General features: G+C 64.2%; 23 protein-coding genes. 15 read left to right on the top strand and 8 right to left on the bottom strand.

The window, feature by feature from the left end; all coding sequences use genetic code 11:
- Nucleotides 1-131: 131 nt before the first annotated feature.
- Both QD172_RS11090 and QD172_RS11095 read left to right on the top strand, forming a co-directional pair.
- Nucleotides 132-2,312, top strand: coding sequence for a malate synthase G (locus QD172_RS11090; RefSeq protein ID WP_279855776.1), 2,181 nt, complete (start codon nt 132-134; stop codon nt 2,310-2,312).
- A gap of 279 nt (nt 2,313-2,591) precedes the next feature.
- A complete protein-coding gene (locus QD172_RS11095; protein WP_077379595.1) occupies nt 2,592-3,008 on the top strand; it encodes a PaaI family thioesterase in 417 nt (138 codons plus the stop codon).
- A gap of 27 nt (nt 3,009-3,035) precedes the next feature.
- On the opposite strand, the gene QD172_RS11100 is transcribed toward QD172_RS11095, so the two are convergent.
- Nucleotides 3,036-3,455, bottom strand: a complete 420-nt coding sequence (locus QD172_RS11100; RefSeq protein ID WP_084209510.1) for a DUF423 domain-containing protein — start codon at nt 3,453-3,455, stop codon at nt 3,036-3,038.
- A 115-nt stretch (nt 3,456-3,570) separates the two neighbouring features.
- Here QD172_RS11100 and thiS point away from each other — a divergent pair, with 115 nt between their 5' ends.
- The 4 genes from thiS (at nt 3,571) to QD172_RS11120 (ending at nt 6,595) form a co-directional block, all read left to right on the top strand.
- Nucleotides 3,571-3,771, top strand: coding sequence for a sulfur carrier protein ThiS (gene thiS / locus QD172_RS11105; protein WP_077379591.1), 201 nt, complete (start codon nt 3,571-3,573; stop codon nt 3,769-3,771).
- A 67-nt stretch (nt 3,772-3,838) separates the two neighbouring features.
- Complete coding sequence (locus tag QD172_RS11110) at nt 3,839-4,672, top strand: thiazole synthase (RefSeq protein WP_077379589.1); 834 nt, start codon at nt 3,839-3,841, stop codon at nt 4,670-4,672.
- A 61-nt stretch (nt 4,673-4,733) separates the two neighbouring features.
- Nucleotides 4,734-5,558, top strand: a complete 825-nt coding sequence (gene trmB, locus QD172_RS11115; RefSeq protein ID WP_279855778.1) for a tRNA (guanosine(46)-N7)-methyltransferase TrmB — start codon at nt 4,734-4,736, stop codon at nt 5,556-5,558.
- A 128-nt stretch (nt 5,559-5,686) separates the two neighbouring features.
- Nucleotides 5,687-6,595 carry a putative RNA methyltransferase gene (locus tag QD172_RS11120; RefSeq protein WP_240704346.1) on the top strand — a complete coding sequence of 303 codons (909 nt, stop codon included), beginning with the start codon at nt 5,687-5,689 and terminating at the stop codon, nt 6,593-6,595.
- 240 nt (nt 6,596-6,835) lie between these two features.
- On the opposite strand, the gene QD172_RS11125 is transcribed toward QD172_RS11120, so the two are convergent.
- Complete coding sequence (locus QD172_RS11125) at nt 6,836-7,765, bottom strand: AEC family transporter (protein ID WP_077379585.1); 930 nt, start codon at nt 7,763-7,765, stop codon at nt 6,836-6,838.
- A gap of 228 nt (nt 7,766-7,993) precedes the next feature.
- Here QD172_RS11125 and QD172_RS11130 point away from each other — a divergent pair, with 228 nt between their 5' ends.
- Both QD172_RS11130 and QD172_RS11135 read left to right on the top strand, forming a co-directional pair.
- A complete protein-coding gene (locus tag QD172_RS11130) occupies nt 7,994-8,587 on the top strand; it encodes a hypothetical protein (protein ID WP_077379583.1) in 594 nt (197 codons plus the stop codon).
- Nucleotides 8,588-8,645: 58 nt separating this feature from the next.
- Nucleotides 8,646-9,305, top strand: a complete 660-nt coding sequence (locus QD172_RS11135) for an SCO family protein (protein ID WP_176493802.1) — start codon at nt 8,646-8,648, stop codon at nt 9,303-9,305.
- A gap of 424 nt (nt 9,306-9,729) precedes the next feature.
- Here the strand turns inward: QD172_RS11135 and QD172_RS11140 are convergent, their stop codons facing one another.
- Together QD172_RS11140 and QD172_RS11145 are read right to left on the bottom strand one after the other, a co-directional pair.
- A complete protein-coding gene (locus tag QD172_RS11140) occupies nt 9,730-10,437 on the bottom strand; it encodes an FKBP-type peptidyl-prolyl cis-trans isomerase (RefSeq protein WP_077379579.1) in 708 nt (235 codons plus the stop codon).
- Between the two features lie 133 nt (nt 10,438-10,570).
- On the bottom strand, nt 10,571-11,176 hold the full coding sequence (locus QD172_RS11145) for a TIGR02444 family protein (protein WP_279855779.1): 606 nt from the start codon (nt 11,174-11,176) through the stop codon (nt 10,571-10,573).
- A 128-nt stretch (nt 11,177-11,304) separates the two neighbouring features.
- Here QD172_RS11145 and QD172_RS11150 point away from each other — a divergent pair, with 128 nt between their 5' ends.
- Together QD172_RS11150 and QD172_RS11155 are read left to right on the top strand one after the other, a co-directional pair.
- Complete coding sequence (locus QD172_RS11150) at nt 11,305-13,239, top strand: ATP-binding cassette domain-containing protein (protein WP_084209506.1); 1,935 nt, start codon at nt 11,305-11,307, stop codon at nt 13,237-13,239.
- Nucleotides 13,240-13,242: 3 nt separating this feature from the next.
- Nucleotides 13,243-14,031: a pseudouridine synthase gene (locus QD172_RS11155; protein ID WP_279855780.1), complete on the top strand. Its 789-nt coding sequence runs from the start codon at nt 13,243-13,245 to the stop codon at nt 14,029-14,031.
- Nucleotides 14,032-14,041: 10 nt separating this feature from the next.
- On the opposite strand, the gene QD172_RS11160 is transcribed toward QD172_RS11155, so the two are convergent.
- Both QD172_RS11160 and QD172_RS11165 read right to left on the bottom strand, forming a co-directional pair.
- On the bottom strand, nt 14,042-15,259 hold the full coding sequence (locus QD172_RS11160) for a patatin-like phospholipase family protein (protein ID WP_279855781.1): 1,218 nt from the start codon (nt 15,257-15,259) through the stop codon (nt 14,042-14,044).
- A 205-nt stretch (nt 15,260-15,464) separates the two neighbouring features.
- Nucleotides 15,465-15,896, bottom strand: coding sequence for a YqaA family protein (locus tag QD172_RS11165; protein WP_136939553.1), 432 nt, complete (start codon nt 15,894-15,896; stop codon nt 15,465-15,467).
- Nucleotides 15,897-16,034: 138 nt separating this feature from the next.
- Between QD172_RS11165 and thiD the strand changes: the two genes are divergently transcribed.
- Nucleotides 16,035-16,835 (top strand): bifunctional hydroxymethylpyrimidine kinase/phosphomethylpyrimidine kinase, encoded by an 801-nt coding sequence (thiD, locus tag QD172_RS11170; protein ID WP_077379570.1) that lies wholly within the window; start codon nt 16,035-16,037, stop codon nt 16,833-16,835.
- Nucleotides 16,836-17,004: 169 nt separating this feature from the next.
- The gene (locus tag QD172_RS11175) at nt 17,005-17,535 is read left to right on the top strand and encodes a chalcone isomerase family protein (RefSeq protein WP_258038368.1); all 531 of its coding nucleotides are present in this window, start codon (nt 17,005-17,007) and stop codon (nt 17,533-17,535) included.
- Nucleotides 17,536-17,695: 160 nt separating this feature from the next.
- Here the strand turns inward: QD172_RS11175 and dctP are convergent, their stop codons facing one another.
- Nucleotides 17,696-18,787: a TRAP transporter substrate-binding protein DctP gene (gene dctP, locus QD172_RS11180; RefSeq protein ID WP_217493015.1), complete on the bottom strand. Its 1,092-nt coding sequence runs from the start codon at nt 18,785-18,787 to the stop codon at nt 17,696-17,698.
- A gap of 444 nt (nt 18,788-19,231) precedes the next feature.
- On the opposite strand from dctP, the gene QD172_RS11185 reads away from it, so the two are divergent.
- The 3 genes from QD172_RS11185 (at nt 19,232) to dtd (ending at nt 21,862) form a co-directional block, all read left to right on the top strand.
- Complete coding sequence (locus QD172_RS11185) at nt 19,232-19,894, top strand: TRAP transporter small permease (protein ID WP_077379568.1); 663 nt, start codon at nt 19,232-19,234, stop codon at nt 19,892-19,894.
- Between the two features lie 124 nt (nt 19,895-20,018).
- Nucleotides 20,019-21,293 (top strand): TRAP transporter large permease, encoded by a 1,275-nt coding sequence (locus QD172_RS11190; protein ID WP_077379566.1) that lies wholly within the window; start codon nt 20,019-20,021, stop codon nt 21,291-21,293.
- A gap of 119 nt (nt 21,294-21,412) precedes the next feature.
- Nucleotides 21,413-21,862, top strand: coding sequence for a D-aminoacyl-tRNA deacylase (dtd, locus tag QD172_RS11195; protein ID WP_279855783.1), 450 nt, complete (start codon nt 21,413-21,415; stop codon nt 21,860-21,862).
- A gap of 106 nt (nt 21,863-21,968) precedes the next feature.
- Here the strand turns inward: dtd and QD172_RS11200 are convergent, their stop codons facing one another.
- Nucleotides 21,969-23,015 carry a TRAP transporter substrate-binding protein gene (locus QD172_RS11200; RefSeq protein ID WP_240499768.1) on the bottom strand — a complete coding sequence of 349 codons (1,047 nt, stop codon included), beginning with the start codon at nt 23,013-23,015 and terminating at the stop codon, nt 21,969-21,971.
- Nucleotides 23,016-23,077 lie beyond the last annotated feature (62 nt).

Below are 23,077 nucleotides of genomic sequence, written 5' to 3' on the forward strand. Positions count from 1 at the left end.
TTCATTGGTCAAAGCCCCGCTTCCGCCAGCCACGGCATCGGGTATGGTGAAGTGATCCACAACCGCCCGGCAGATGATTCATTCCACGTACGGTTCGTCAGTTGATATTCGTTTCCAGGGAGAGCACACGCATGACCGATCGCATTCAACTTGAACGTCTGGCCATTGATGCCGGACTGCACCGCTTCATCGAGGAGGAAGCGTTGCCCGGTTCCGGTATCGCCTCGGCCGACTTCTGGTCCGGCGTCGATGCGTTGCTGCACGAGCTGGCGCCACGCAATCGCGAGCTGCTGGAAACGCGCGAACAGCTGCAGGCCAGCATCGACCAGTGGCACCGTGAGCATCCCGGCAAGGTCGAACTGCCCGCCTACAAGGCCTTCCTGAAGGAGATCGGCTACCTGGAAGACGAGCCGGCCAGTGTCGAGGCCACCACCGCCAACGTGGACAGCGAGATCTGCCAACAGGCAGGACCGCAGCTGGTCGTGCCGGTGATGAATGCCCGTTACGCCCTGAACGCCGCCAATGCGCGCTGGGGCTCACTCTATGACGCCCTCTACGGCACCGACGCGATCAGTGATGACGATGGCGCCGAGCGCGGCAAGGACTACAACCCGGTGCGGGGTGCCAAGGTGGTGGCCTACGCACGTCAGGTGCTGGATACCATCGCGCCGCTGGCTGGCGGTACGCACCATGACAGCGAGGGGTACTCCATTCGTGACGGCCACCTGCTGGTGCGGGTCGGCGGACGTGACCTGAGCCTCAAGTCGCCGGAACGCTTCCTCGGCTATCGCGGCGACGAAAGCGCGCCAAGCGCGATCATCTTCGCGCACAACGGGCTGCACGCGGAGCTCGTGATCGATGCCGAGCACCCCATCGGCAAGACCGACCCCGCCAACGTCAGTGACCTGATCATGGAGGCTGCGCTCTCCACCATCATGGACTGCGAGGACTCGGTGGCCGCGGTGGATGCCGACGACAAGGTGGCCGTCTATCGCAACTGGCTGGGCCTGATGAAGGGCGATCTGACCGAGACGCTGGAGAAGAAGGGTCGCCAGATGACGCGCAGGCTGAACGCGGACCGTGAATACACCGGCGCCGATGGCACCACCCGCGTGCTGCATGGTCGCTCGTTGATGCTGATCCGCAACGTGGGCCATCTGATGACCAACCCGGCCATCCTGCTGGAAGATGGCAGCGAGGCGCCGGAAGGCATCATGGATGCCATCTTCACCAGTCTGATCGCGCTGCACGATCTCAAGGGTGACAAGGACAGCCGTGGCGGTATCTGCAACTCGCGCACCGGCTCCGTCTACATCGTCAAGCCCAAGATGCACGGTCCGTCCGAGGTCGCCTTCGCTGACGAGCTGTTCTCGCGTGTCGAGCAGCTGCTGGGCCTGCCGGACTCCACGCTCAAGATGGGCATCATGGACGAGGAGCGTCGTACCACCGTCAACCTCAAGGCCTGCATCGCCGCGGCCAGCTCCCGTGTGGCCTTCATCAATACCGGCTTCCTGGATCGCACCGGTGACGAGATGCACACCTCGATGGAAGCTGGTCCGATGCTGCGCAAGGGCGACATGAAGGGGGCGGCCTGGATTCAGGCCTACGAGAAGTGGAACGTGGATATTGGGCTGGAATGCGGTCTGCGGGGGCGCGCCCAGATCGGCAAGGGCATGTGGGCGATGCCGGACCTGATGGCGGCGATGCTGGAGCAGAAGATCGGCCATCCCCGCGCCGGTGCCAATACCGCCTGGGTCCCGTCACCGACCGCGGCCGTGCTGCATGCGCTGCATTATCACCAGGTCTCGGTGAAGGACGTGCAACATGACCTGCTCAGTCGCCCGCGCGCCAGTCTCGATGACCTGCTGACCATTCCGCTGGAGCTTGATCCCCAGTGGAGTGCCGAGGAGATCCAGGCCGAGCTGGACAACAACGCCCAGGGGATTCTCGGCTATGTGGTGCGCTGGATCGATCACGGCACCGGTTGCTCCAAGGTGCCGGACATTCACGATGTCGGCCTGATGGAAGACCGCGCCACGCTGCGCATCTCCAGCCAGCACATCGCCAACTGGCTGCATCATGGCATCGTCGACAACGCCCAGGTGCAGGACACGCTGGAGCGCATGGCGGGCGTGGTGGATCGTCAGAACGCTGCGGACCCCAGCTATCAGGCGATGACGGCGGATCTCGAGGGCTCCATCGCCTTCCAGGCTGCCTGCGAGCTGGTGTTCCAGGGACGAGTGCAGCCGAGTGGCTATACCGAGCCGGTACTGCATCGCCGCCGCCTCGAGAAGAAGCAGCAGGCTCACTGAGGCAGCGTCAGCGCTGCGCCATGAGCGTGGCACTGCGGATGCGGATCTTGGACATGCACGACGGCGGCTCTCGAGCCGTCGTCGTGCTTTCTGGCGATGCCATATTTCCCGAGGCGGCATTTGACGCTAGCCTTGCCCCCAGTAGCGCGCAACCGTACGATCAGCGCCCGCTCAGCCACTGCAGCGCCTGAAACGCGATGGTGTGGCGATCCCTGGTCACCACGCCTGTGCGTGTCGGTGCCACCAATCTGTCGTAGTCATCCTGTCGAGGAGAACGTCATGCCCGTCATGCACGCTGCTGCCATCGAGGACTTTCTCGATGATGTCTTCCCCCAGCGCCTGGGCACCATAGAAGCCGTGGGGGATGGCTGGGCCACCATGGGACTGGCCATCGAGGACGAGCATCTGCGTCCCGGAGGCAGCGTCTCCGGTCCGGCGATGATGGCGTTGGCCGATGTCTGTCTGTATGTCGCGATCCTGGGGGAGATCGGCCCGGAGCCGATGGCCGTGACCAGTGATCTCAACATCCATTTCCTGCGCCGTGCCCGCGGTGACCGGGATCTGATGGCCACCGCACGCCTCCGCAAGCTCGGGCGGCGTCTCGCCGTGGGCGAGATCGAACTGTTCAGCCATGGCGACACGGACCCGGTCGCTCTCGTGACCGCAACCTATGCCTTGCCGGATCGCGATGACTAGCGGCAGGTGGTGGGGGGGATCGCCCCGCTACAGCTTGTTGGCATCCTTTTCCTCGCTGCCGCGCTGACGCCAGCCGGTGACGGCCAGGCTCAGCCAGCCTGCGATCAGCAGCAAGCCACCGATGGGCGTGATGATGCCCAGCTGGGTGCGCGCCGTGGTGGCCAGCGCATACAGTGAACCGGAAAACAGCAGCATCCCGGCCGCCCACAGCCCCAGCGTCAGCATCTGTCCGCGCAGGGGCTGCACCGAGCGCCAGGCCAGCACGCCGACCGCCGCCAGCACGTGCCACATCTGATAGCGCACGCCGGTCTCGAAGACGCGCAGCATGTCCGCGCTCAGAGTGCCGCGCAGGCCATGACTGGCGAAGGCGCCCAGCGCGATGGTGGACATGCCGGCCAGGCCCATGGCCAGCCACCAGTGGCGGGAGTGGGAGTCGTTGTGACGCATAGAGAGAAAATTCCTTGAGGGCAGGTGGCGAGGGCATATCGTACCGACGATGTTGTGCCTACGCCTGTCCACGTAAAGCCGCTACAATGGCGGCCTCTTTTCGCGGGAGGACAGCATGCAGATACAGCTAAACGGTGAAGATCATGTGGTGGCGGATGCCATGACAGTCGCCGCTCTGGTCGAGAGTCTCGGACTTCAGGGCCGCCGCCTGGCAGTCGAGCGCAACGAGGACATCGTGCCACGTAGCGCTCACGCCGACACCCTTCTGCAGGCCGGTGATCGCATCGAGATCGTCCACGCCATCGGTGGTGGTTGAACGTCCCGTTGCCAGGGTCGATAGCTTTCACTTCACGCTCGCTCACGTCCAGCTCGATGAGGTCATCATGACAGACAGTTCTGCCCAGACGCTTAACGCCCCCGTCACCCAGGTCGCCGGTGACAGTCCGCTGGTCGTCGCCGGTCGCGAGTTCTCCTCGCGCCTGCTGGTCGGCACCGGCAAGTACAAGGACATGGATGAGACCCGTTCCGCCATCGAGACCTCCGGCGCGGAAGTGGTCACCTTCGCGGTGCGTCGCACCAATCTGGGCCAGAATGCCGATGAGCCGAATCTGCTCGACGTGCTGTCGCCCAGTCGCTATACCTTCCTGCCCAATACCGCCGGTTGCTACAACGCGCGTGACGCGGTGCGTACCTGCAAGCTGGCGCGTGAACTGCTGGATGGCCACAATCTGGTCAAGCTGGAAGTGCTGGGCGATCAGGACACGCTGTATCCCAATATCGTCGAGACCCTCAAGGCCGCCGAGGAGCTGGTCGCCGATGGCTTCGACGTGATGGTGTATACCTCCGACGACCCCATCGTCGCCCGTCAGCTCGAGGAAATCGGCTGCTGCGCCATCATGCCGCTGGGCTCGCTGATCGGCTCCGGCCTCGGCATCCTCAACCCGCATACCCTGTCGCTGATCATCGAGCGCGCCAACGTGCCGGTGCTGGTGGATGCCGGGCTGGGCACGGCGTCCGAGGCGGCCTTCGCGATGGAGCTCGGCTGTGATGGCGTGCTGATGAACAGCGCCATCGCCCATGCTCGCCAACCGCTGCTGATGGCGGACGCCATGCGCCAGGCCGTGATCTCCGGCCGTGGTGCCTTCCTGGCAGGGCGCATGCCGACTCGCCTGACGGCGCGCGCTTCCTCGCCGGGTGCCGGCCTGATCACCGGCTGACCTCCTGAATTATTCGAATCCGATGCTCGCGCATCGCTCATGCAAAGACCAAGATGACCCCATGACTGACGAGACTTCCAAGCCGCAGGACGACACGTCCACTCCTGCTCCTGCTGACGATGCGCAGCAAGAGAGCGTGCAGAACGAGAGCGTGCAGAACGAAAGCGCGCAAGCGACCCCTTCCGTGGCGGATGAAGCCGTCGCCCGCAAGCGTGGCATCAAGAGCTACGTGATCCGCGGTGGGCGCATGACACAGGCCCAGACCCGCGGGCTCGAAGAGGTCTTCCCGCGCCTTGGCCTGCGTCACGAGCAGGGCGAGCTGGACCTCGAGGCGCTGTTCGGTCGCCGTGCGCCGCTGGTGATCGAGGTCGGCTTCGGCATGGGCAAGTCGCTGTGCGAGCAGGCTCAGGCCAATCCGGGCACCGACTTCATCGGGATCGAGGTGCATGCCCCGGGTGTCGGCAAGCTGCTGGATGATGTCGACAAGCTGGGTCTGACCAATCTGCGCGTCTATCGTCACGATGCATTGGAAGTGCTGGCTGACTGCGTGCCGGCGGGGTGTGCCGATACCTTCCAGCTGTTCTTCCCGGACCCGTGGCCGAAGAAGAAACACCACAAGCGTCGCATCGTGCAGCCGGCCTTCGTCGAGCTGGTGCGTCGTGTGCTCAAGCCGGGCGGTCACTTCCACATGGCCACCGACTGGGAGAACTACGCCGAGGCCATGGCCGAAGAGATGGCCGAGGCACCGGGCTTCGTCAACACGGCTCCGGCCGAGAGCGCCCCCTATGTGCCGCGTCCGGATTTCCGTCCGCTGACCAAGTTCGAGCAGCGCGGCGAGCGCCTCGGTCACGGCGTGTGGGACCTGATCTTCGTCAAGCAGGACTGATTCGCGCCTCGTGCGCAGTGGCGGCATCATCACGATGCTGCATCGCGGCCGCCTTCGGGTGGCCGCTTGCGTCTGAGACCCGCCGCTTTTGCCTTTCTCTTCCCACCTTGTCCCGAGAGCTGATGACCATGACGACGCCCACCCCTGAGCCGGCTGACCGGCCGACCATGACGCCACTGACGACCCTGACCTGCCCACTGGATGCCCAGCGGCTGATGCGAGATGGCCAGAGCTGGTGCTGCGCCGATGGTCATCGCTTCGATATCGCGCGTCAGGGGCACGTCAATCTGCTGCCGGTGCAGCGCAAGCGCAGTCTGGACCCCGGCGACAGCAAGGCGATGGTCAGCGCTCGCCAGCGGCTGTTCGCCCTCGGCGGCTATCAGCCTCTCGCCTCGGCGCTGGCACGACGAGTGCTGGCGCTGGCAGGGCAGGCAAGTGCGCTGGCCGTGCTGGATGCCGGCTGTGGGGAAGGCTTCTATCTGCGTCAGCTGGCAGGCGCTGCCGATGAGCAGCGGCGCTCGCTGACGGCGGCGGGACTGGATATCTCCAAGCACGCGGTGCTGGCGGCAGCGAAGCAGTCACGCGATGCCGCCTGGCTGGTGGGCACCAACGCGGCACTGCCGTTGGAAGACGCCTGTGTGGATGTGGTGATCTGCGCCTTCGGCTTCCCCGTCTGGCAGGAGTTCGCTCGTGTCCTCAAGCCCGGGGGCCATGTGGTGCTGCTGGAGGCGGGAGCCGAGCACCTGCTGGCGTTGCGCAGAATTCTCTACCGGGAGCTGAAGCCCGCGCGTGGCGAGGCCGGGGTGATGGCCGCTGAAGCCGCAGGTTTCGTGGTGGAGGGGGAGGTCGAGCATCTGCATGCAGGGCTTTCATTGACCAGCAATGAGCAGATCCGGGATCTGCTGACCATGACCCCGCATCTGTATCGTGCCGAGCGTGATGGTCTGGCACGAGCCGAAGCCATGACGGCCTTGGCGGTCGAGCTGCACGCGGAACTGAGAGTGTTCACGCGCGAGGAGGCACAAGGCGCGGCGTAAATAGAAATTCTTCGCATTTGGCTTGCAAAAGCAAATGAGAATGATTATCTTGTCTGTGCGGTGTCCGGGCAGACATCGCAGGGCGCAAGCCCATCCGCGGCGGCGGAGTCAGGCCCCCGCTGCGGAGTTTCTCCTCATCAAGCTAGTCACGGTCTTGGGCATCCTCATCTGGGATGCCCTTTTTCTTGTGTGCGGTTCATGCCGAGAGCCCTCAGGTCGCGAGCCGCGACGGAGCCTTCGTCAGGTCGCCAGCCACAGGGGCAGGGTCAACATCGCCAGCAGCGTCTGCGCGGTGATCAGCGCCGCCATCAGTTCGGCATTGCCACCCAGCTGGCGCGCCAGGATGTAGGCTGACGTAGCAGTGGGCAGCGCGGCAAACAGGATGGCGACATCGCGTGCCACGCCAGTCAGGCCAACGCCGGCGCACAGCCCCACCACCAATGCCGGCATCGCCAGCAGCTTCAGCAGACTCGCCAGCCATGCCACGCTGCCACTGTTCATCAGTACTCGTGGTCGCAGCGCCACGCCTACCGCCACCAATCCCAGTGGCAACGCCGCGCGCCCCAGCAATGTCAGCGCATCGCCGCTCCAGCCCGGCAGGCCGATGCCGCTGAGATTGAGCGCCGTTCCCGCCAGACAGGCCAGCACCAGAGGGTTGCGGGTCAGCGCCTTGAGTGAGCGCAGCAGTCCGCCGTCACCCAGAGTGCCGGCGCCGATGAACGCCAATACGCACAGCAGGTTGGCCGCTGGCACCATCAGGGCCAGCGCCACCGCCGCGACGGTCGCACCGGCACTGCCATGCAGCGCTGCCGCGCCGGCCACGCCGACGTAGCTGTTGAAGCGGATGCTGCCCTGGAAGAGTGAGGTGAAGGACGCGGCATCGCCCAGCTGGCGGCTCAGCCAGTCGGGGGCATGACGCCACCCCAGCCACAGCGCGGCAGCGAACAGCAGCATCGAGCCCAGCATCACGCAGGCCAGAGGGATGACCGGGACGCTGGCCATGTCAGCGCGCGCCAGGGTGGACATCAGCATGGCAGGGAACAGCACGTAATAGATGAGGCGTTCCAGCTCGCTCCAGAACCCCTCGCCCGGGAAGCGCTTCCAGCCCAGCAAGGCGCCCGCGACGATGAGCAGGAAGAGAGGACCGAGCGCCTGTTGTACACTTGCCATTCTGTCTCCTGGGCGTGCTCACGGTGCGGATGGGGCGTCGTGGCCAAGAACGTCTCGTGCCTCGACGTGACACGATGTCTCGGCGGCTGCGCCCACCGGGGGGCCTGATAAGCTTGTCATGAGTGGCTCACCTGCGCATTCATTCATGTGTCTTAACCTGTCGACCTGTTTGCCACGCGACTGTCTCCTCCTGTTCCGGCGTGCTGCCGGATTGTCATCGGAACCGCCATGTATCGCGCCGAAGAAGAAAATGCCCGCCCGCCCTTGCTCAACCTGCTGATCATGGTGACGCTGCTCACCATCGTCGTATCGCTCTATTACCTGATCGACTACTACCTTGTACGTGACGGCAGCAACGGCAAGGTCACCTGGTTCGCCCCCAACCAGTCCTGCGAACTCAGCCATGCGCCCTGCAGTGCCGAGCTGGGGCGCTTCGGGCGTATCACGCTCGCACTCGATGGTGACATCAGCCCGCTGACGCCGCTGGGTATCCGGGTGATCACTGAAGATGTGGCACCCGAGGGCGTGGAGGTCGATTTCATCGGTCGCCACATGGACATGGGGGTCAAGCGCAGTCTGCTGACCACCCGGGATGCGCCGACGCAGGCACGTCAGCACTGGTCGGGGGAAGGACAGCTCGGTTTCTGCAGCAGTGCCACCATGGCATGGCGAGCACAGGTGATCGTGACCACTGAACGTGGCCGCCTGGGCAGCTGGTTCGACTTTGACAGCCATCCGCCTGCCTCCACAGCGGAGCAGCTCGAAAGCTCGGTCAACCAGCTGTTCTCCCCTGACGAAAGAAGCGTCCGGCGAGACAGCTAGCGCGCGGCGAGGCGTGAGGCGTCTGACCGGCAGGCCACCACTGACAAGGAGTCCAGGCATGCAGGAGGAGAACAGGCAGACCCTGCGCTGGCTGATGCTGGGCGTGGTGGGTGTCGTGGCACTGGTGGGGGCGGGGGTGACATGGCAGGCCCTTCACCGACCGTCGGCGCCGGTGTCCGGCATGCAGGCGTGGGCGAGCCTTGGCGGGCCCATCCAGTTGACATCGGCACGGGGCGACTTCCGGCTCGCCGAGGTCAGCATGGGGGAGGCCGCACCACCGGATGCCACGCCGGTGGTGGCACTCTATTTCGGCTATACCCAATGTCCGGATGTCTGCCCGATGACGCTGGCGGCCCTGCGCCAGGTGCTGACCGAGTTGCCGGCGTCGGCGGCCGCTCGCGTGGTACCGGTGCTTGTCTCTCTGGACCCTGAGCGTGATACGCCAGCACGTCTTGCCACCTATGCCGGGCACTTTGGTCCGCGTTTCATCGGGGTCACGGGCAGCGATACCGAACTGGCCGAGATCGCGCGTCGCTACGGGGTCAGTCATCGGCGTGTCGATGCCCCGGATTCCGCGCTGGGCTATACCGTGGATCATGGTGCGGCGCTGTATCTCGTCTCCGCGCAGGGGCGCATCTACGATCGCATTCCCTTCACGCCAGGCGCGGCCGGCATTCGGGCCGGCCTGACTCGCGTGCTGAGCGAGACCGCTCCCTGACGTCTCCTTGTCGTGCTGTCATGTGCGTCTCGGACACGAGGGAAATACACATTGTCCACAAGTTGGCAAGAGCCTGTGACGAGAATTGTGGATAATCATTCCGCCATCTTTCAGCAACCTGCTGTTTTTGAAGGCAGACTTTTGTATTTCAACAAAATCAACAAGTTAAGGCGTACATTGCCGATTTCGGGAGTCAGTGTTCACTTTGCCGCCACCCCTGACGGCCGCTGAGTTGCCATGTATCACGGCCGGTTGTCAACCTGTGGTCAATAGCTTCCCCACAGAATTATCCACAGGCAGATCGCTCACCTGGAGGCCCGTTTCACGCTGCCTGTCCCGTCGCGGGATGCCTCCTGCACAATGAAAAAGCCGCCCCTGAGGGCGGCTTTTTCTTGGCTGACGGTGCGCATTCGCGTGTCAGGGATTACTTCGCGGCATCTGCCTTGGTCACGTCGAGCAGCTCGACCTTGAAGGTCAGCGTCTCGTTCGGGCCGATCGGGCCGCCAGTGCCAGCCTTGCCGTAGGCGAGGTCGGCCGGGATGTAGAGCATCCAGGTATCCCCGACGCTCATTTCCTGCAGCGCTTCCTGCCAGCCCTTGATGACCTGGTTGACCTTGAAGCTGACCGGCTCGCCACGCTGGTAGGAGCTGTCGAAGACGGTGCCGTCCAGCAGCTTGCCTTCATAGTTCACCTTGACGGTGTCTTCCGCGTCCGGGCTCTCGCCGTCACCGGATTTCAGCACCTTGTACTGCAGGCCGGAATCCAGGGTCTTCACGCCATCCTGCTTGGCGTTCTCGGCGAGGAACTTGTCACCGGCCGCCTTGTTGTCGGCCGCCTGCTGTTCGGCCATCTGCTGCTGCTCTTCCATCTTCTTCTGCTGGAACTTCGAGAGCGCATCGGCAATTTCCTGATCGCTCATCTTCATGTCGCCCTTGGCATAGACGTCACGCACGGCTTGCGTGAAGGCATCCAGGTCAAGATCAGTGATGTCCTGAGACAGGCTCTTGCCCAGTGTCGCACCGATGCCGTAGCTGAGCTGTGCCTGGTCGTCAGAGAGGCTGTCGTCGGCGGCAAAGCTGAACGGGGTAACCAGGAGGGCGCCGAGCGCGACGGCACTAACCAGCTGTTTCATGAAAACTCCTTCAGGATGGGATGGGCCTGAGACGGGCCCGAAACGCATATGCGGCACGCAGCGTGGCATGACCATGCTGATGCTCCGGTGCTACTGGGACTCTAACAGTCGCGTACAAGTTCCGCATCTGCCATTAGGGTTGAGACGAGCTTCGCCCGGCGCGGCTCGTGGCCAGCAGGTGCAGGGCACGTGCGATGCTGTCGTCGCCCTCGTCGAGCGACGCCTGACCGGTAAGCTGTCGCAGCGACTGCAGGAAGGCGCGTCGGGGGTCATGGCATGACATGAAAGGTGACGTGGGAGCATGGGCCGGAGGGCTGAGGGCTTCCAGGCGTGCCAGCGCTTCCTGCTCCGCCGACAGTTCACAGGCTTTCAATTGCTGATACAGCGTTTCCAGCCGGCGTGTGGTGGTCGCGCTTCGCGTGTCGGTTGGCTCCATCAGGTGCTGCTTGAGCTGTCGGCGACGCTCGCGCAGTGTCACGGTCATCCCGCGTTGCCAGTCACGCACCTCACCGAGCATCAGGCACGGCGAGGCGTCCAGCGCCACACCGCGTGCGGCCAGCCAGTGAATCCATAGAAGCTCGCAGACATCGAGACCGGCCTCGTCCTGCAACAGCAGACAGGCACTCATCACGTCAGTCGGCCCTGCGCCATCTTCCTGGTCGTAGGGCAGGCCCTGAGGAGCAGGCTGTGCGTAGAGGGACAGCGCGTAGTCCCACAATCCGGTAGAATGTGCGCCCATCAAGTCGGCTTTCCTGTGGTTCATGGCGGTCAAGCCTGTGGTTCACGGCGGTCATGCCTGTGGTTCACGGCGGTCATGCATGCTGCGCGCGGGAGCCGACGCCCCCGGATTTTCTGATCGAGGTTGTCATGATTGCACTGCGCCAGCTCGCCCTGCAACGCGGCGGAGCCCCGCTGATCGACGAAGCGGACCTGACGTTGCATGCCGGTCACAAGGCGGGCATCGTCGGCCCCAACGGGGCCGGCAAGTCCAGCCTGTTCGGGCTGATTCTCGGTGAGCTGATCCCCGACAGCGGCAGCGTCTCGCTGGCCGGTGGCGTGCGGGTCGCGCACATGGCACAGGAAATCGATGCGCTGGAGCGCCCGATCGTCGACTACGTCATGGACGGGGATCACGCGCTGCGCGAGACGGAGCGGGCTCTGGCCGCCGCCGAAGAAAGCGGCGAGCATCAGCGTCAGGCCGAGCTGCACGCTCACTTCGACACCCTCGATGGCTACACCGCGCGTGCGCGTGCCGAGCAGCTGCTGGTCGGGCTCGGTTTCCGCCAGGCCCAGCTCAGTCAGCCGCTGGCGGCCTTCTCGGGGGGCTGGCGGATGCGGGCCAATCTGGCGCGCACCCTCTTCACGCCGTCTGACCTGCTGCTGCTGGATGAGCCGACCAACCACCTGGATCTCGATGCGCTGCTGTGGCTGGAACAATGGCTGGCACGCTACCCCGGCGCGCTGCTGCTGATCTCCCACGACCGTGACTTCCTCGATGCGGTGTGTGATCACATCATCCACTTCGATCGTCGCAAGCTGGTGGTCTACAAGGGCAACTACAGCCGCTTCGAGCGAACGCGTTCCGAGCGCCTGGTGCGTGAGCAGGCCGAGCACGAGAAGACCATGGCGCGTCGCGCCGAGATCGAGGACTTCGTGCGTCGCTTCAAGGCCAAGGCCACCAAGGCACGCCAGGCCCAGAGTCGCCTGAAGATGCTGGAGCGCATGGAGGAGACGGCAGCGGTGAAGGCCGATTCGCCGTTCCACTTCACGATTCCCTGCTCTGACAAGATCTCCCATCCGCTGCTGGGACTGGACCGTGCGGTGATCGGCTATCCCGGTCAGCCGCCGCAGCTGTCCGGGGTGCGCTTCTCGCTGCTGCCGGGCCAGCGCATCGGCCTGCTCGGCCCCAACGGCGCGGGCAAGTCGACCCTGATCAAGGCGCTCACCGGTGAACTGGCTCTGGTCGAAGGCCAGCGCACCGCCGGCGAGCATCTGGCCATCGGCTACTTCGCCCAGCACCAGGTCGATGGGCTCGACCTGACCTCGACTCCCTTCAATCATGTGCTGCGTCTCTCGCCGGGGGCCGGGGATCTGGAGATCCGCACCTTCCTCGGCAGCTTCGGCTTCCATGGGGATGAAGTGTACGCTTCGGTGGAATCGTTCTCCGGTGGCGAGAAGGCACGCCTGGCGCTGTCGCTGATCGCGTGGCAGAAGCCCAATCTGCTGCTGCTGGATGAGCCGACCAACCACCTGGATCTCGACATGCGCGAGGCGCTCACCGATGCGCTGGCGACCTTCGAAGGCACCGTGATTCTGGTCTCCCACGACCGTCACCTGCTGCGCGCCTGCGTGGATGAATTCTGGTGCATCGCCGATGGCCGCGTGACGCCCTTCGATGGCGATCTTGACGACTATCGTGCCTGGCTCAAGGCGCGGGTCGAGGGCGAGCGGCGTGAGGCGCGCGCCCAGAAGGATGCCGAGGCTGGCAGCGAGGGCACGCGCACGCCGGACCGCAAGGAAGCGCGTCGTCAGGCCGCCGAGCTGCGCGAGAAGCTGCGCCCGCTCAAGAAGCTCAGCGACAAGGCCGAGCAGAAGATGAGCAAGGCGCAGGGGGAGCTGGACAAGGTCGAGGAAGCGCTGGGCGATGCCACGCTCTATGAGGCGGACCGCAAGAGCGAACTGACCCGGCTGCTGGCCAGTCAGGGCGAGATCAAGGGACGTCTCGAGGACGCCGAAGCCGAATGGTTCGAGGCCCAGGAAGCGCTGGAAGAGATGGAAGCCCAGCTCAAGGCGGCGGACTGAAGCATGCGGCTGGATCGCTGGCTGACGCGCCAGCCGCAGCTCAATCGCCGCCTGGCGTTGCGTGCGCTGGCGGCGGGGCGTGTGCGGATCAATGGCCAGACGGTCCGCGATCCGCTGCACGAGGTCGGTCCCTTCGATGCCATCGCGCTGACAGCCGATACGCTGGCGGACAATGACGCGACGCCAGGCGAGATACGCCTGCAGGCGCCACGTCGTCCACGCCATGTGCTGCTCAACAAGCCTGCCGGGGTCGTGACGGCCTGTCATGACCCCGAACATCCCACCGTCATCGATGTGCTGCGCGATTCGCTTGAATCACGTGGAGAGGATGACGGCTGGCTCGAGGAAATCCATCACGTCGGACGACTGGATCGCGCCACGACCGGTGCCTTGCTGCTGACCAATGACGGTGATGTCTCGTCACGCATCAGCGATGCCGGACTGGATGGGCCCGCCAAGCGCTACCGCATGGGGCTGGAGCAACCGCTGTCGGAGGCGGCGCAGGCCGAGGCGATCTCGCGGGTGGCGCAGGGCGTCCTGCTCGCCAATGACGCTCGGCCGACGCTGCCCGCGCGGCTCGAGTTTCTGGCCGCGGACGAGGCGCGCCTGACGCTGCACGAAGGGCGCCACCATCACGTCAAGCGACTGTGGCGCACTCTGGGCAATCGCGTGGTGTGGCTGCACCGCGAGTCGGTGGCGGGGCTGAGTGTCGCCGGACTCGCGGTGGGGGACTGGCGGGAGCTGACGCGTGACGAGTGCCTGCGGCTCGGCGCGGCGCTGGCACATGAGTGAGGCCGCTGCCTCAGCGGCCGCTGGCCTGGCTCGGCAGACCCTCCTCTTCGCTCTCCGTCGGGGGGACATCCGGGGCTGACAGGCTGATCAGCTCACCCCGCGAGTTGCGGGTGAAGTTGCGGACGATGACCCCGATGTTGCGCGGCAGGGGATCGAACTGCTCGCAGCGGTTCAGCACCTCATGCATGTCCCCATAGCCGCTGCGACGACGTGAATCGATGGTCGCACGCGAGAAATCGATATCCTTGAGTGAGGTCTCGTCGGGGCGGGCCGCCGCCAGCAGACGCACGACATTGATGGACGGTTGCTGGGTCATGGCCAGAATGTCGTGTATTTCCTGAGACTGGCGCAGGTCTTCCGGCAGCAGGTCGGCCAAGTGCTCCAGGCCCATGCGCAGTGCCTGATTCTCTTCCATCAGATGCAGATGCTCACCGGCGCGGCTGGAGTACTGGATGTCCTTTTCGCGTAGCTGGGCTTCCTGCAAGGTTTCCGGCACCTTCCCGTAGGCGCTCCACAGGTCGATGACGTAGCAGTTGACGATCGTCTCGCTGTGCGCGCGCTCCGACAGCACCCAGCTGATCGGCGTGTTGGAGTAGAGGCCGCCATCCCAGTAGGCCTGACCGTCGATCCACACCGGCGGGAATGCCGGCGGCAGGGCACCACTGGCCAGTATGTGGCGGTGATCCAGCGCCTCTTGTGACGAATCGAAGTAACGCAATGCGCCGCTGCCGATATTGACCGCCCCGACCGATAGCCGCACGTTCTCCGGGTGACGGGCGTCGAGGCGCTCGAAGTCCACCAGGCGATTGAGGGTGTCTCCCAGCGGTTCGGTGTCGTAGAGACTGGGCGGTTCGCCGAAGAAGCTCTGCCAGATGGGAACTGTCCACAGGGGGCGCGGACGGAAGAAGCCCGGGATACCCCACAGCATGGCGGAGGAGCGCGCGACGCTGCGCTCCCAGGGGTGGAAGGCCGGCCCGAGGCTGTTGGCCGGTTGCGCGATGCCATACCAGAACGCTTCGAGGGCCTTGAGGCGCTCGCCATCCGGATTGCCCGCGATCAGTGCGCCATTGATGGCACCGACCGAGGTCCCGACGACCCAATCGGGCTGGATGCCGGCCTCTGCCAGTGCCTCGAACACGCCGATCTGGTAGGCGCCAAGGGCACCGCCGCCTTGCAGGACCAGAATATTGAGCGCGTCAGCGCAGAAGTCGCAGGATGTATCACGCATGAAACCTTCTCCTTTCCGGTAGCGCCACGCTGATGGCCTGCACGGCCTCGGCTACCTGATTGGCAGGTGATCGGCTTGTGGCAATGAAAGCGAACACGAATTGTGCAGTGCAGCATAGCAGCTGTCAGCATAGCACGCTCCTGTGGCTCCTGTGGCTCCTGTGGCTCGTGCATGGGCGGCCTGTGCGCGTGGCCTGACGGGTGATTCACGTACACCAGGGGGTCAGCCAGTGGTCCGCGATCACCAGCAGCAGGGCGTAGCGGCCGCCCTTGGCGACCAGGATCAACAGCACGCTCTTCCACCAGGGCAGGCGGAAGACGCCTGCCAGCACCGTCAAGGGGTCACCGATCACGGGTGCCCAGCTGAGCAGCAGGCTCCAGGCACCGATGCGGCGATACCACAGCGTGCCGCGCGCCAGCGCTCGCCGCGAGACCGGGAACCAGCGACGAGTCCGCAGACGCCGTGCACCGCGTCCCAGGGCGACATTGATCAGGCTGCCCAGCGTGTTGCCAAGCGTTGCGGCAAGCCATAGCGCCCATGGGGCGACCCCCTCGCACCACAGCCCCGCCAATGCGGCTTCCGACCCGCCCGGCAGCAGCGTGGCGCTGGCCAGTGCTATCAGGCCCAGCGACAGCAGGGCGACCACGTCATCCATGCCGCGATTTTCCTGATCCGCAGGGGCCGAGCCGAGGGTGAGGCAGCTGGGTGGCTTTCTTCCCCTCGCCGCTCGGGTATGCTGTTGGCAAATTCATGTCATTTTCCGGGAGTCTCGTGCATGCATATTCCGTGCGTCCTGACGATTGCCGGCTCAGACCCATCGGGCGGGGCCGGCATTCAGGCGGATCTCAAGACATTCTCCGCGCTGGGGGCGTATGGAGCCAGCGTGATCACGGCACTGACCGCCCAGAATACCTGTGGCGTGCGCAGCGTCGAGCCGGTGTCGTGCGCCTTCATCGGAGCACAGCTGGATGCCGTGCTGGATGATCTCGATATCATCGCCATCAAGATCGGCATGGTCGCGGACCCGGCCGTCGTGGAGCTGCTGGCGGACAGGCTCCGTCAGCGTCGCCCGCGCTGGATCGTGCTCGACCCGGTGCTGGTGGCCAAGAGCGGCGATGCGCTGGTCAATGACGCGGCCATCCAGGCGGTGGCAGAGCATCTGGTGCCATTGGCGGACATCATCACGCCCAACCTGCATGAAGCGGCGGTGCTGCTGGGCGAGCGCCGTCTGATCGGGCGGGAGGACATGCCTCAGGTCGCGCGTGAGTTGCGCGCACGCGGTGCCAATGCTGTTCTGATCAAGGGGGGCGCACTGGAGGGCCAGGCCTGCGATGACCTGCTGGTCAGTGATGCCGGTGAGCAATGGCTGTGCGCGCCACGGATCGAGACCGACAACCTGCACGGCACCGGCTGCTCGATGTCCTCGGCGATCACGGCGCGCCTGGCGCAGGGGCTGTCACTGACGAGAGCCGTGGAGGAATCGCGGGAATGGCTGCTGGGGGCGCTGCGTGCCTCGGATCAGCTGAATGTCGGCAAGGGGCGTGGCCCCGTGCACCACTTTCACGCACTCTGGTGAGACCGTGCGTCGCGAGAGCCTGAGCTGACCCCTCGCGCGTGAGAGGAACGCCTCCCTGTCACTTCCTTGAAGAGTCGATGCCATGTCCCGCTCCCGGATTCGCCTGCCCTTGCCAAGGGCTTTCTCGTCTCGGTGGTTGCGCACCAGCCTGATGGCTGGAGTGCTTGCCATGCTTCCCTCCTGGGCGTTTGCCGCCGAGATACAGGGAGTGACCTTCGCGGATCAGGCCGAGACGCAAGGCGGCCAGCCGCTTGAGCTGATCGGTACCGGGCTGTTTACCTATCTGGTATGGGACGCCTACGTCGGTGGCTATTATCAGGATGCCCGGCGGCCGCGGCCTGCACCACTCAGCGATGTCTCGCGACGTCTGGTGCTGGAGTATTTCCATGCCATCGAGGCGGCTGACTTCGCCAAGGCGACCACCAGGGGCGTGCGCCAGAATCTTTCCGAAGCGAATTTCGCGGCGATCGAGGCGGAGCTGTCGCGCTTCAATGCAGCCTATCGGGACGTGTCGCCGGGAGATCGCTATGCGCTGGAATGGCAGGCAGAGGAGGGTGGCAAGGGACGGCTGACGCTGGCGCTCAACGATACCTTGCTCTTCGAGAGCGCTTCGCTGGCATTGGCCAACGGGGTGTTCGCGATCTGGCTTGGCGACTCCCCCGCGCGCGACGACTTTCGTTCACAACTGCTGGGGCGTTAGCCGTCAGCCTCTGAACTTCCGGGCGGCTCGCGCCCATGGCGAGCCCTGCCTCATCAAGACGCCCCTGCCGGTTACCCGGCAGGGGCGTCTTGTCATCTGACACGGCCATCGTTGCCGTCAGGAAGGTCTCCCGTGGCAACTCGCTGGCCAATGCTGCGGCTTACTTGGCTTCTGCCGCCTTGATGTCGGCCTGCAGCGTGTCGAGGATCTTGCTGCCGCGCTCGCCGGCCTGCTCCCGGAAGACCTCCCAGCCTTTCTCGCCGACCGGACGGAAGGCTTCACGCTGCTCGTCGTTCAGCGTGATGATCTTGATGTCGCTGTCCTGCTTGATCTTCTCGAGACGGTCCGCGTTGTACTCTTCCTGCTTCTCGAAGATATACGGGCGCATCTCGTTGGTGACCTTGTCGAGCATCTGCTGCTGCTCGTCATCCAGACCGGAATAGAAATCGCTGGAGGCCACCAGCGTGGTGATGAACTGCGCCTGCTTGGCCTGGATCATGTAGTCCTGAACTTCATAGAAGCTCATTTCCTGAATGGCGAACACCGGGTTCACCTGGCCGTCTATCTGCCCCAGCTGCAGGCCGGAATAGACTTCCGAATACGGCAGCGGCGTCGGGTTGGCGCCATAGGCGCGATAGCTCTCCACCAGAATCGGTGACGTCATGGTGCGAATCTTGAAGCCTTTCATGTCCTCAGGCGTCTCGATGTCACGGTTGCCGGTCCAGACCATCCAGCCTTCCGGAATCACGCCCAGCAGCTGAAGGTTCTGCTCGGTGTAGGCCTCGGACAGCATGTCGATGGCCTTGGAGTTGCCGAGCACCTCTTCATTGACGGCGTTGTCGTCGGAGAACAGGAAGTGCAGCGTGAAGACGCCTGATTCAGGAATCACCGAGGCCAGGTGACCCGGTGACGCAAAGGTCAGCTGGATGGCGTCGCTCTGCACCAGTTCGGTGAGCTGTGAGGAGGTACCCAGCGCGCCGTAGGGGTAGATCTCGACATCGATGTCACCGCCGGAGGCCTCTTCGATGCGTTTCTTGAATTCCTGAGCGTAGGCATCCTGCACGCTGCCGGAGACTTCCTCCAGTGCGAAACGCCAGGTGTCAGCCTGTACGCCCGCGGAGGCCAGTGCCGCCATGCCGAGGCCGGCCGTGAGGGCGCCTCCCTTGAGGAGCGCGGCAAGACGAGAAAGGTGAACAGGAGTTCTGGGCGTCTCGCGATTCTGCTCGGGTGACGGGTTCCATTGCATCGTCATCTTGTTCTCCTTGTGTGATTTCCATCAGCGCCGGGTGGTATGGGGCGAACCCGGCGTGCAACTTGCATCATTTAGATAATATTGCCATTCTTAATATAATAAAAAAATTACCAAATCGGATAGTGTGATTAGAATTTATTATGAATAGGCTGAGCCTGTCCGCATGAGATTCTGGTACTCGATGACTCCTGCTCCGGGTCGGTGGCATGCCCTGCCAGATGGCTCGGTAGAGGCAGTCCGCGTGCTGGTTCGTAGTGTCGCTAATAAAGGGCACCGTCAATAAAGCTAGATCATGACTCACCAAAGTGAAAATCACGGCGGTGTCTCGGAAAATTTCAATGGATCGTACTGGCAAATTCAGACGGCGTGGCGCAAATCGCTGTGCTTGCGTCGCCTGACAGAAAGCCTGCCTGGCAGGAAGCCACATCAACAGGAAGCCGCTTCATGAATTCGCCCCCCTCCAAGTCTCCCCCCGCTGATGAGACCCGGCCCACCCCGGCCGAGGCACAAGGCGCTCAGGATCCCCTCGCACATCTGCCTGCACCGCTGCGCCGCCTGGCGGCGATATTCGAACGCGGTGATCAGGGCCTGGCACACGTCGAGCGCTGGCTGATCGCGCTGTGCGTGCTGGGCATGGCGACGGCCAGTATCGCCAATGTGATCGGGCGCAACGTCTTCAACTACAGCCTGCCGTTCACCGAAGAGCTGATGCAGATCCTGCAGCTGTGGCTGACCTTTCTCGGCATCAGCTACGGCGCGCGCGCCGGACGCCATATCCGCGTGACGGCACTGCTGGACTTCATGCCGCCGTGGTTGCGCAAGGTGCTGTTGATCGCCGGACAGGTCATCACCTGTGCGCTGCTGGCCTACCTGGCCTGGCTGGCGGTGGATTATCTGCAGAGCCTGGCCAGGTCAGGGCGTGTCACGCCGTCGCTGCGCTGGTCGCTGGCGGCACTCTATGCCGTGGTCCCGCTGGGGCTGGCGCTGGGCGCCCTCCAGTATCTGATGGCGATTCTGCGCAATCTGCTGGCACAAGGTGCCTGGCTGTCGTGGCGTACGGCGGAGATAGACGAGAACGAGGAAGTCGACGGCAGCGGTGCGCTCTAGCACGTCTCTTCCACTTCGGATGCGAGCCTGTGGCGCGGGAGTGAAGGCAAGAGATGCCTTGGCTGATGCGTGTTGCAGGGCTCGTGATTGATCACACTACATTGACCCAGGGACGGAAGCTGCGATGTGGATTCTGCTCGTGATGGTGGGGCTGCTGTTGCTTGGGGTACCCATGATGGTGCCATTGAGTGTCGGCACCTTCTTCTTGTTGTTCAGCGATTTCCCTTTTCTCAAGCCAGAGCTGGTGATCCAGCAGATGATCGGTGGCCTGCAGCCGGTGGTACTGACGGCGGTCCCCATGTTCATTCTGGCGGCCGATATCATGCTCAAGGGCTCCACCGCCCAGCGTCTGCTGGATGTGGTCGAGCGTTTCGTCGGCCACTGGCGTGGCGGTCTGCCGGTGACCACCGCGCTGGGCTGTACCCTGTTCGGCGCGGTGTCCGGCTCCACCCAGGCCACAGTGGTCGCGATGGGGCGCCCGCTGCGCCCGCGGCTGCTGGAAGCCGGCTACAGCGACAAGTTCACCATCGCGTTGATCATCAATGCCTCTGACATCGCGCTGCTGATTCCGCCGTCCATCGGCATGATCATCTATGGCGTCGCGACCGGTACCTCGGTGGGGGATCTGTTCATCGCCGGTATCGGTCCGGGGCTGATGATCCTGGTGCTGTTCTCGCTCTACTGCATGTGGAAGTCGTGGAAGCTGGGCATCGCGCCGCAGCCCAAGGCGGACTGGCCTGCGCGCCTCAAGGCATTGAAGCGCGCCAGTCTGCCCGCCGGCTTCCCGGTGATCATCATCGGCGGCATCTACTCGGGAATGTTCTCGCCGACGGAGGCCGCCACGGTCTCGGTGATCTATGCGCTGATTCTCGAGATGCTCATCTACCGTGGCGTCACGCTCAAGGACCTGCCCGGCGTGGCCTTCTCCACCGGTCTGATCACCGCGGTGGTATTCATTCTGGTGGCGGCGGGCGCCGGCTTCTCGTGGATGATCTCGTTCGCCAAGATCCCGGATGCCATTCTCGGCGGGTACATCCCGTACCTGTCAGAACACGCCCTGGCGCTGCTGGCGGTGATCGCGGTGGCCTATTTCGTCGGTTGCATGTTCGTCGATCCCATCGTGGTGATCCTGATTCTGGCGCCGGTATTTGCCCCGGCCGTCGATGCCGCCGGACTGGACCCGGTGCTGGTCGGTACCCTCGTCACCCTGCAGGCGGCGATCGGTTCGGCGACGCCACCCTTCGGCTGTGACATCTTCACGGCGGTGGCGGTGTTCCGGAAGCCTTACATGGAGGTCATCCGTGGCACGCCACCCTTCATTGCCCTGCTGTTGCTGGCGACTGTGCTGCTGATGCTGTTCCCGCAGATCGCGCTCTTCCTGCCCGGCCTGGCCAGCTAGCCACCGATACGGCTCGTTGGACATGCGCATCACGAACGCCCCGCAGACTCGGCCTGCGGGGCGTTCGCGTCTGGTATGCTCCTGCTCATCATCATTCATCTCTTGAAGGAGCAAGTGGCATGCGAGCATTGATCCAGCGCGTCACCCAGGCACAGGTCGTGGTGGAGAACGAGACGGTCGGCGCCATCGCGGGCGGTCTGCTGGTGCTGGTGGGGGTCGAGAAGGGCGATGATGAGGCGCGCGTCGACAAGCTGCTGCACAAGCTGCTGCACTACCGTGTCTTTGGCGACGAGAACGACAAGATGAATCTCAACGTCCAGCAGGCGGGTGGCAGTCTGCTGCTGGTCTCGCAGTTCACGCTGGCGGCGGACACCGGCAGTGGCATGCGTCCCAGTTTCTCCTCGGCAGCGCCGCCGGCGGAAGGCGAGCGGTTGTTCGCGTATCTGGTCGACAAGGCGCGTGAACGCGGGGAGGAGCTTGGCGTGGGAATCGAGACCGGACGCTTCGGGGCCAACATGCAGGTCTCGCTGCTCAATGACGGGCCGGTGACCTTCCTGCTCGAGAGCTGATCGCGTAGACCCAAAAAAGCCGCTCCCATGGGAGCGGCCGCAAGCATTGGATGACAGGCCTGCGCCGTCTCGCGCGGGAGAGCGGCGCAGGTAAAGCAGGGACTCGTTACTGAATGCCTTCCGGATTACGGGCGTTCAGGAAGGCCTGTTCGGAGACTTCGTGCCACTTCTCGACCTTGCCTTCGAAGGTGGTGTAGGACTCGTAGATGCGGCCTGCCAGCTCATTGGAGTCGCCAAGCTTCTTGACCACTTCGCCTGACAGTTCACGTGCCTTGTCGAGCACGTCCTGCGGATAGCGACGCAGCTCGACCTTGTGCTCGTTGAGCAGTGTCTCGAGGGCATCGTTGTTGCGCGCGGTGTACTCGTCGAGCATGTCCTGGTTCACGTCACGTACCGCGGAGCGCAGGATGGCCTGCAGGTCCTTGGGCAGCTCGGCCATGGCGTCGTCATTGACGATGGCCTCGAAGGTGACGGTCGGCTCGTGCCAGCCCGGATAGTAGTAGTACTTGGCGGCCTGATAGAGACCGAAGGCCAGGTCGTTGTACGGCCCGATCCATTCGGTGGCATCGATGGCACCGGACTGCAGCGAGGTGAAGATCTCGCCGCCCGGCATGCTGACGGTCGCCACGCCCATCTGCTGCATGACATCGCCACCCAGCCCCGGCATGCGCATCTTCAGGCCGTCGAGATCGGCAACCGAGTTGATCTCCTTGTTGAACCAGCCGCCCATCTGCACGCCCGAGGCACCACCGGCCATGACTTCGACACCGAACTTGTCATAGACCTCGTTCCAGAGCTCCAGACCCCCGCCGTAATGCAGCCAGGCGTTCATTTCCTGTGCGGTCATGCCGAAGGGGACGGCGGCGAAGAACTGGGCTTCCGGCGCCTTGCCTTTCCAGTAGTAGGAGGCCGAGTGGCCGATCTGCGCCGTACCGGAAGAGACGGTATCGAGCACCTCGAAGCCCGGCACCAGCTGTCCGGCGCCGTAGACCTTGATCTTGAGGCGTCCATCAGACATCTCATCGACGAGACGCGCGAGGCGCTCGGGACCCTGGCCTACGCCCGGGAAGTTCTTCGGCCACGAGGTGACCATCTTCCAGGTGTAGGTATCCGCGGCATTGGCGATGGCCGGCAGGGTGCCCATGGCGGTCATGGTGCCGACGGCGATGCCGAAGGCGAGTTTGTTGAGTTGCATGGCATGCTCCTTGAAGTGCC

Source organism: Cobetia sp. 10Alg 146 (assembly GCF_029846385.1).
Taxonomy (GTDB): domain Bacteria; phylum Pseudomonadota; class Gammaproteobacteria; order Pseudomonadales; family Halomonadaceae; genus Cobetia; species Cobetia marina.

What these genes read in the sequence shown, in the direction of transcription:
- QD172_RS11125 (WP_077379585.1), bottom strand. Translation starts at nt 7,765, where the DNA reads ATGGCAAGTGTACAACAGGCGCTCGGTCCTCTCTTCCTGCTCATCGTC.
- QD172_RS11160 (WP_279855781.1), bottom strand. Translation starts at nt 15,259, where the DNA reads ATGCGTGATACATCCTGCGACTTCTGCGCTGACGCGCTCAATATTCTG.
- QD172_RS11095 (WP_077379595.1), top strand. Translation starts at nt 2,592, where the DNA reads ATGCCCGTCATGCACGCTGCTGCCATCGAGGACTTTCTCGATGATGTC.
- QD172_RS11185 (WP_077379568.1), top strand. Translation starts at nt 19,232, where the DNA reads ATGAATTCGCCCCCCTCCAAGTCTCCCCCCGCTGATGAGACCCGGCCC.
- QD172_RS11130 (WP_077379583.1), top strand. Translation starts at nt 7,994, where the DNA reads ATGTATCGCGCCGAAGAAGAAAATGCCCGCCCGCCCTTGCTCAACCTG.
- QD172_RS11200 (WP_240499768.1), bottom strand. Translation starts at nt 23,015, where the DNA reads ATGACCGCCATGGGCACCCTGCCGGCCATCGCCAATGCCGCGGATACC.
- QD172_RS11110 (WP_077379589.1), top strand. Translation starts at nt 3,839, where the DNA reads ATGACAGACAGTTCTGCCCAGACGCTTAACGCCCCCGTCACCCAGGTC.
- QD172_RS11155 (WP_279855780.1), top strand. Translation starts at nt 13,243, where the DNA reads ATGCGGCTGGATCGCTGGCTGACGCGCCAGCCGCAGCTCAATCGCCGC.
- QD172_RS11175 (WP_258038368.1), top strand. Translation starts at nt 17,005, where the DNA reads ATGCTTCCCTCCTGGGCGTTTGCCGCCGAGATACAGGGAGTGACCTTC.
- QD172_RS11145 (WP_279855779.1), bottom strand. Translation starts at nt 11,176, where the DNA reads ATGGGCGCACATTCTACCGGATTGTGGGACTACGCGCTGTCCCTCTAC.
- dctP (WP_217493015.1), bottom strand. Translation starts at nt 18,787, where the DNA reads ATGACGATGCAATGGAACCCGTCACCCGAGCAGAATCGCGAGACGCCC.
- QD172_RS11120 (WP_240704346.1), top strand. Translation starts at nt 5,687, where the DNA reads ATGACGACGCCCACCCCTGAGCCGGCTGACCGGCCGACCATGACGCCA.
- thiD (WP_077379570.1), top strand. Translation starts at nt 16,035, where the DNA reads ATGCATATTCCGTGCGTCCTGACGATTGCCGGCTCAGACCCATCGGGC.
- QD172_RS11090 (WP_279855776.1), top strand. Translation starts at nt 132, where the DNA reads ATGACCGATCGCATTCAACTTGAACGTCTGGCCATTGATGCCGGACTG.
- QD172_RS11190 (WP_077379566.1), top strand. Translation starts at nt 20,019, where the DNA reads ATGTGGATTCTGCTCGTGATGGTGGGGCTGCTGTTGCTTGGGGTACCC.
- thiS (WP_077379591.1), top strand. Translation starts at nt 3,571, where the DNA reads ATGCAGATACAGCTAAACGGTGAAGATCATGTGGTGGCGGATGCCATG.
- trmB (WP_279855778.1), top strand. Translation starts at nt 4,734, where the DNA reads ATGACTGACGAGACTTCCAAGCCGCAGGACGACACGTCCACTCCTGCT.
- QD172_RS11150 (WP_084209506.1), top strand. Translation starts at nt 11,305, where the DNA reads ATGATTGCACTGCGCCAGCTCGCCCTGCAACGCGGCGGAGCCCCGCTG.
- QD172_RS11140 (WP_077379579.1), bottom strand. Translation starts at nt 10,437, where the DNA reads ATGAAACAGCTGGTTAGTGCCGTCGCGCTCGGCGCCCTCCTGGTTACC.
- dtd (WP_279855783.1), top strand. Translation starts at nt 21,413, where the DNA reads ATGCGAGCATTGATCCAGCGCGTCACCCAGGCACAGGTCGTGGTGGAG.
- QD172_RS11100 (WP_084209510.1), bottom strand. Translation starts at nt 3,455, where the DNA reads ATGCGTCACAACGACTCCCACTCCCGCCACTGGTGGCTGGCCATGGGC.
- QD172_RS11135 (WP_176493802.1), top strand. Translation starts at nt 8,646, where the DNA reads ATGCAGGAGGAGAACAGGCAGACCCTGCGCTGGCTGATGCTGGGCGTG.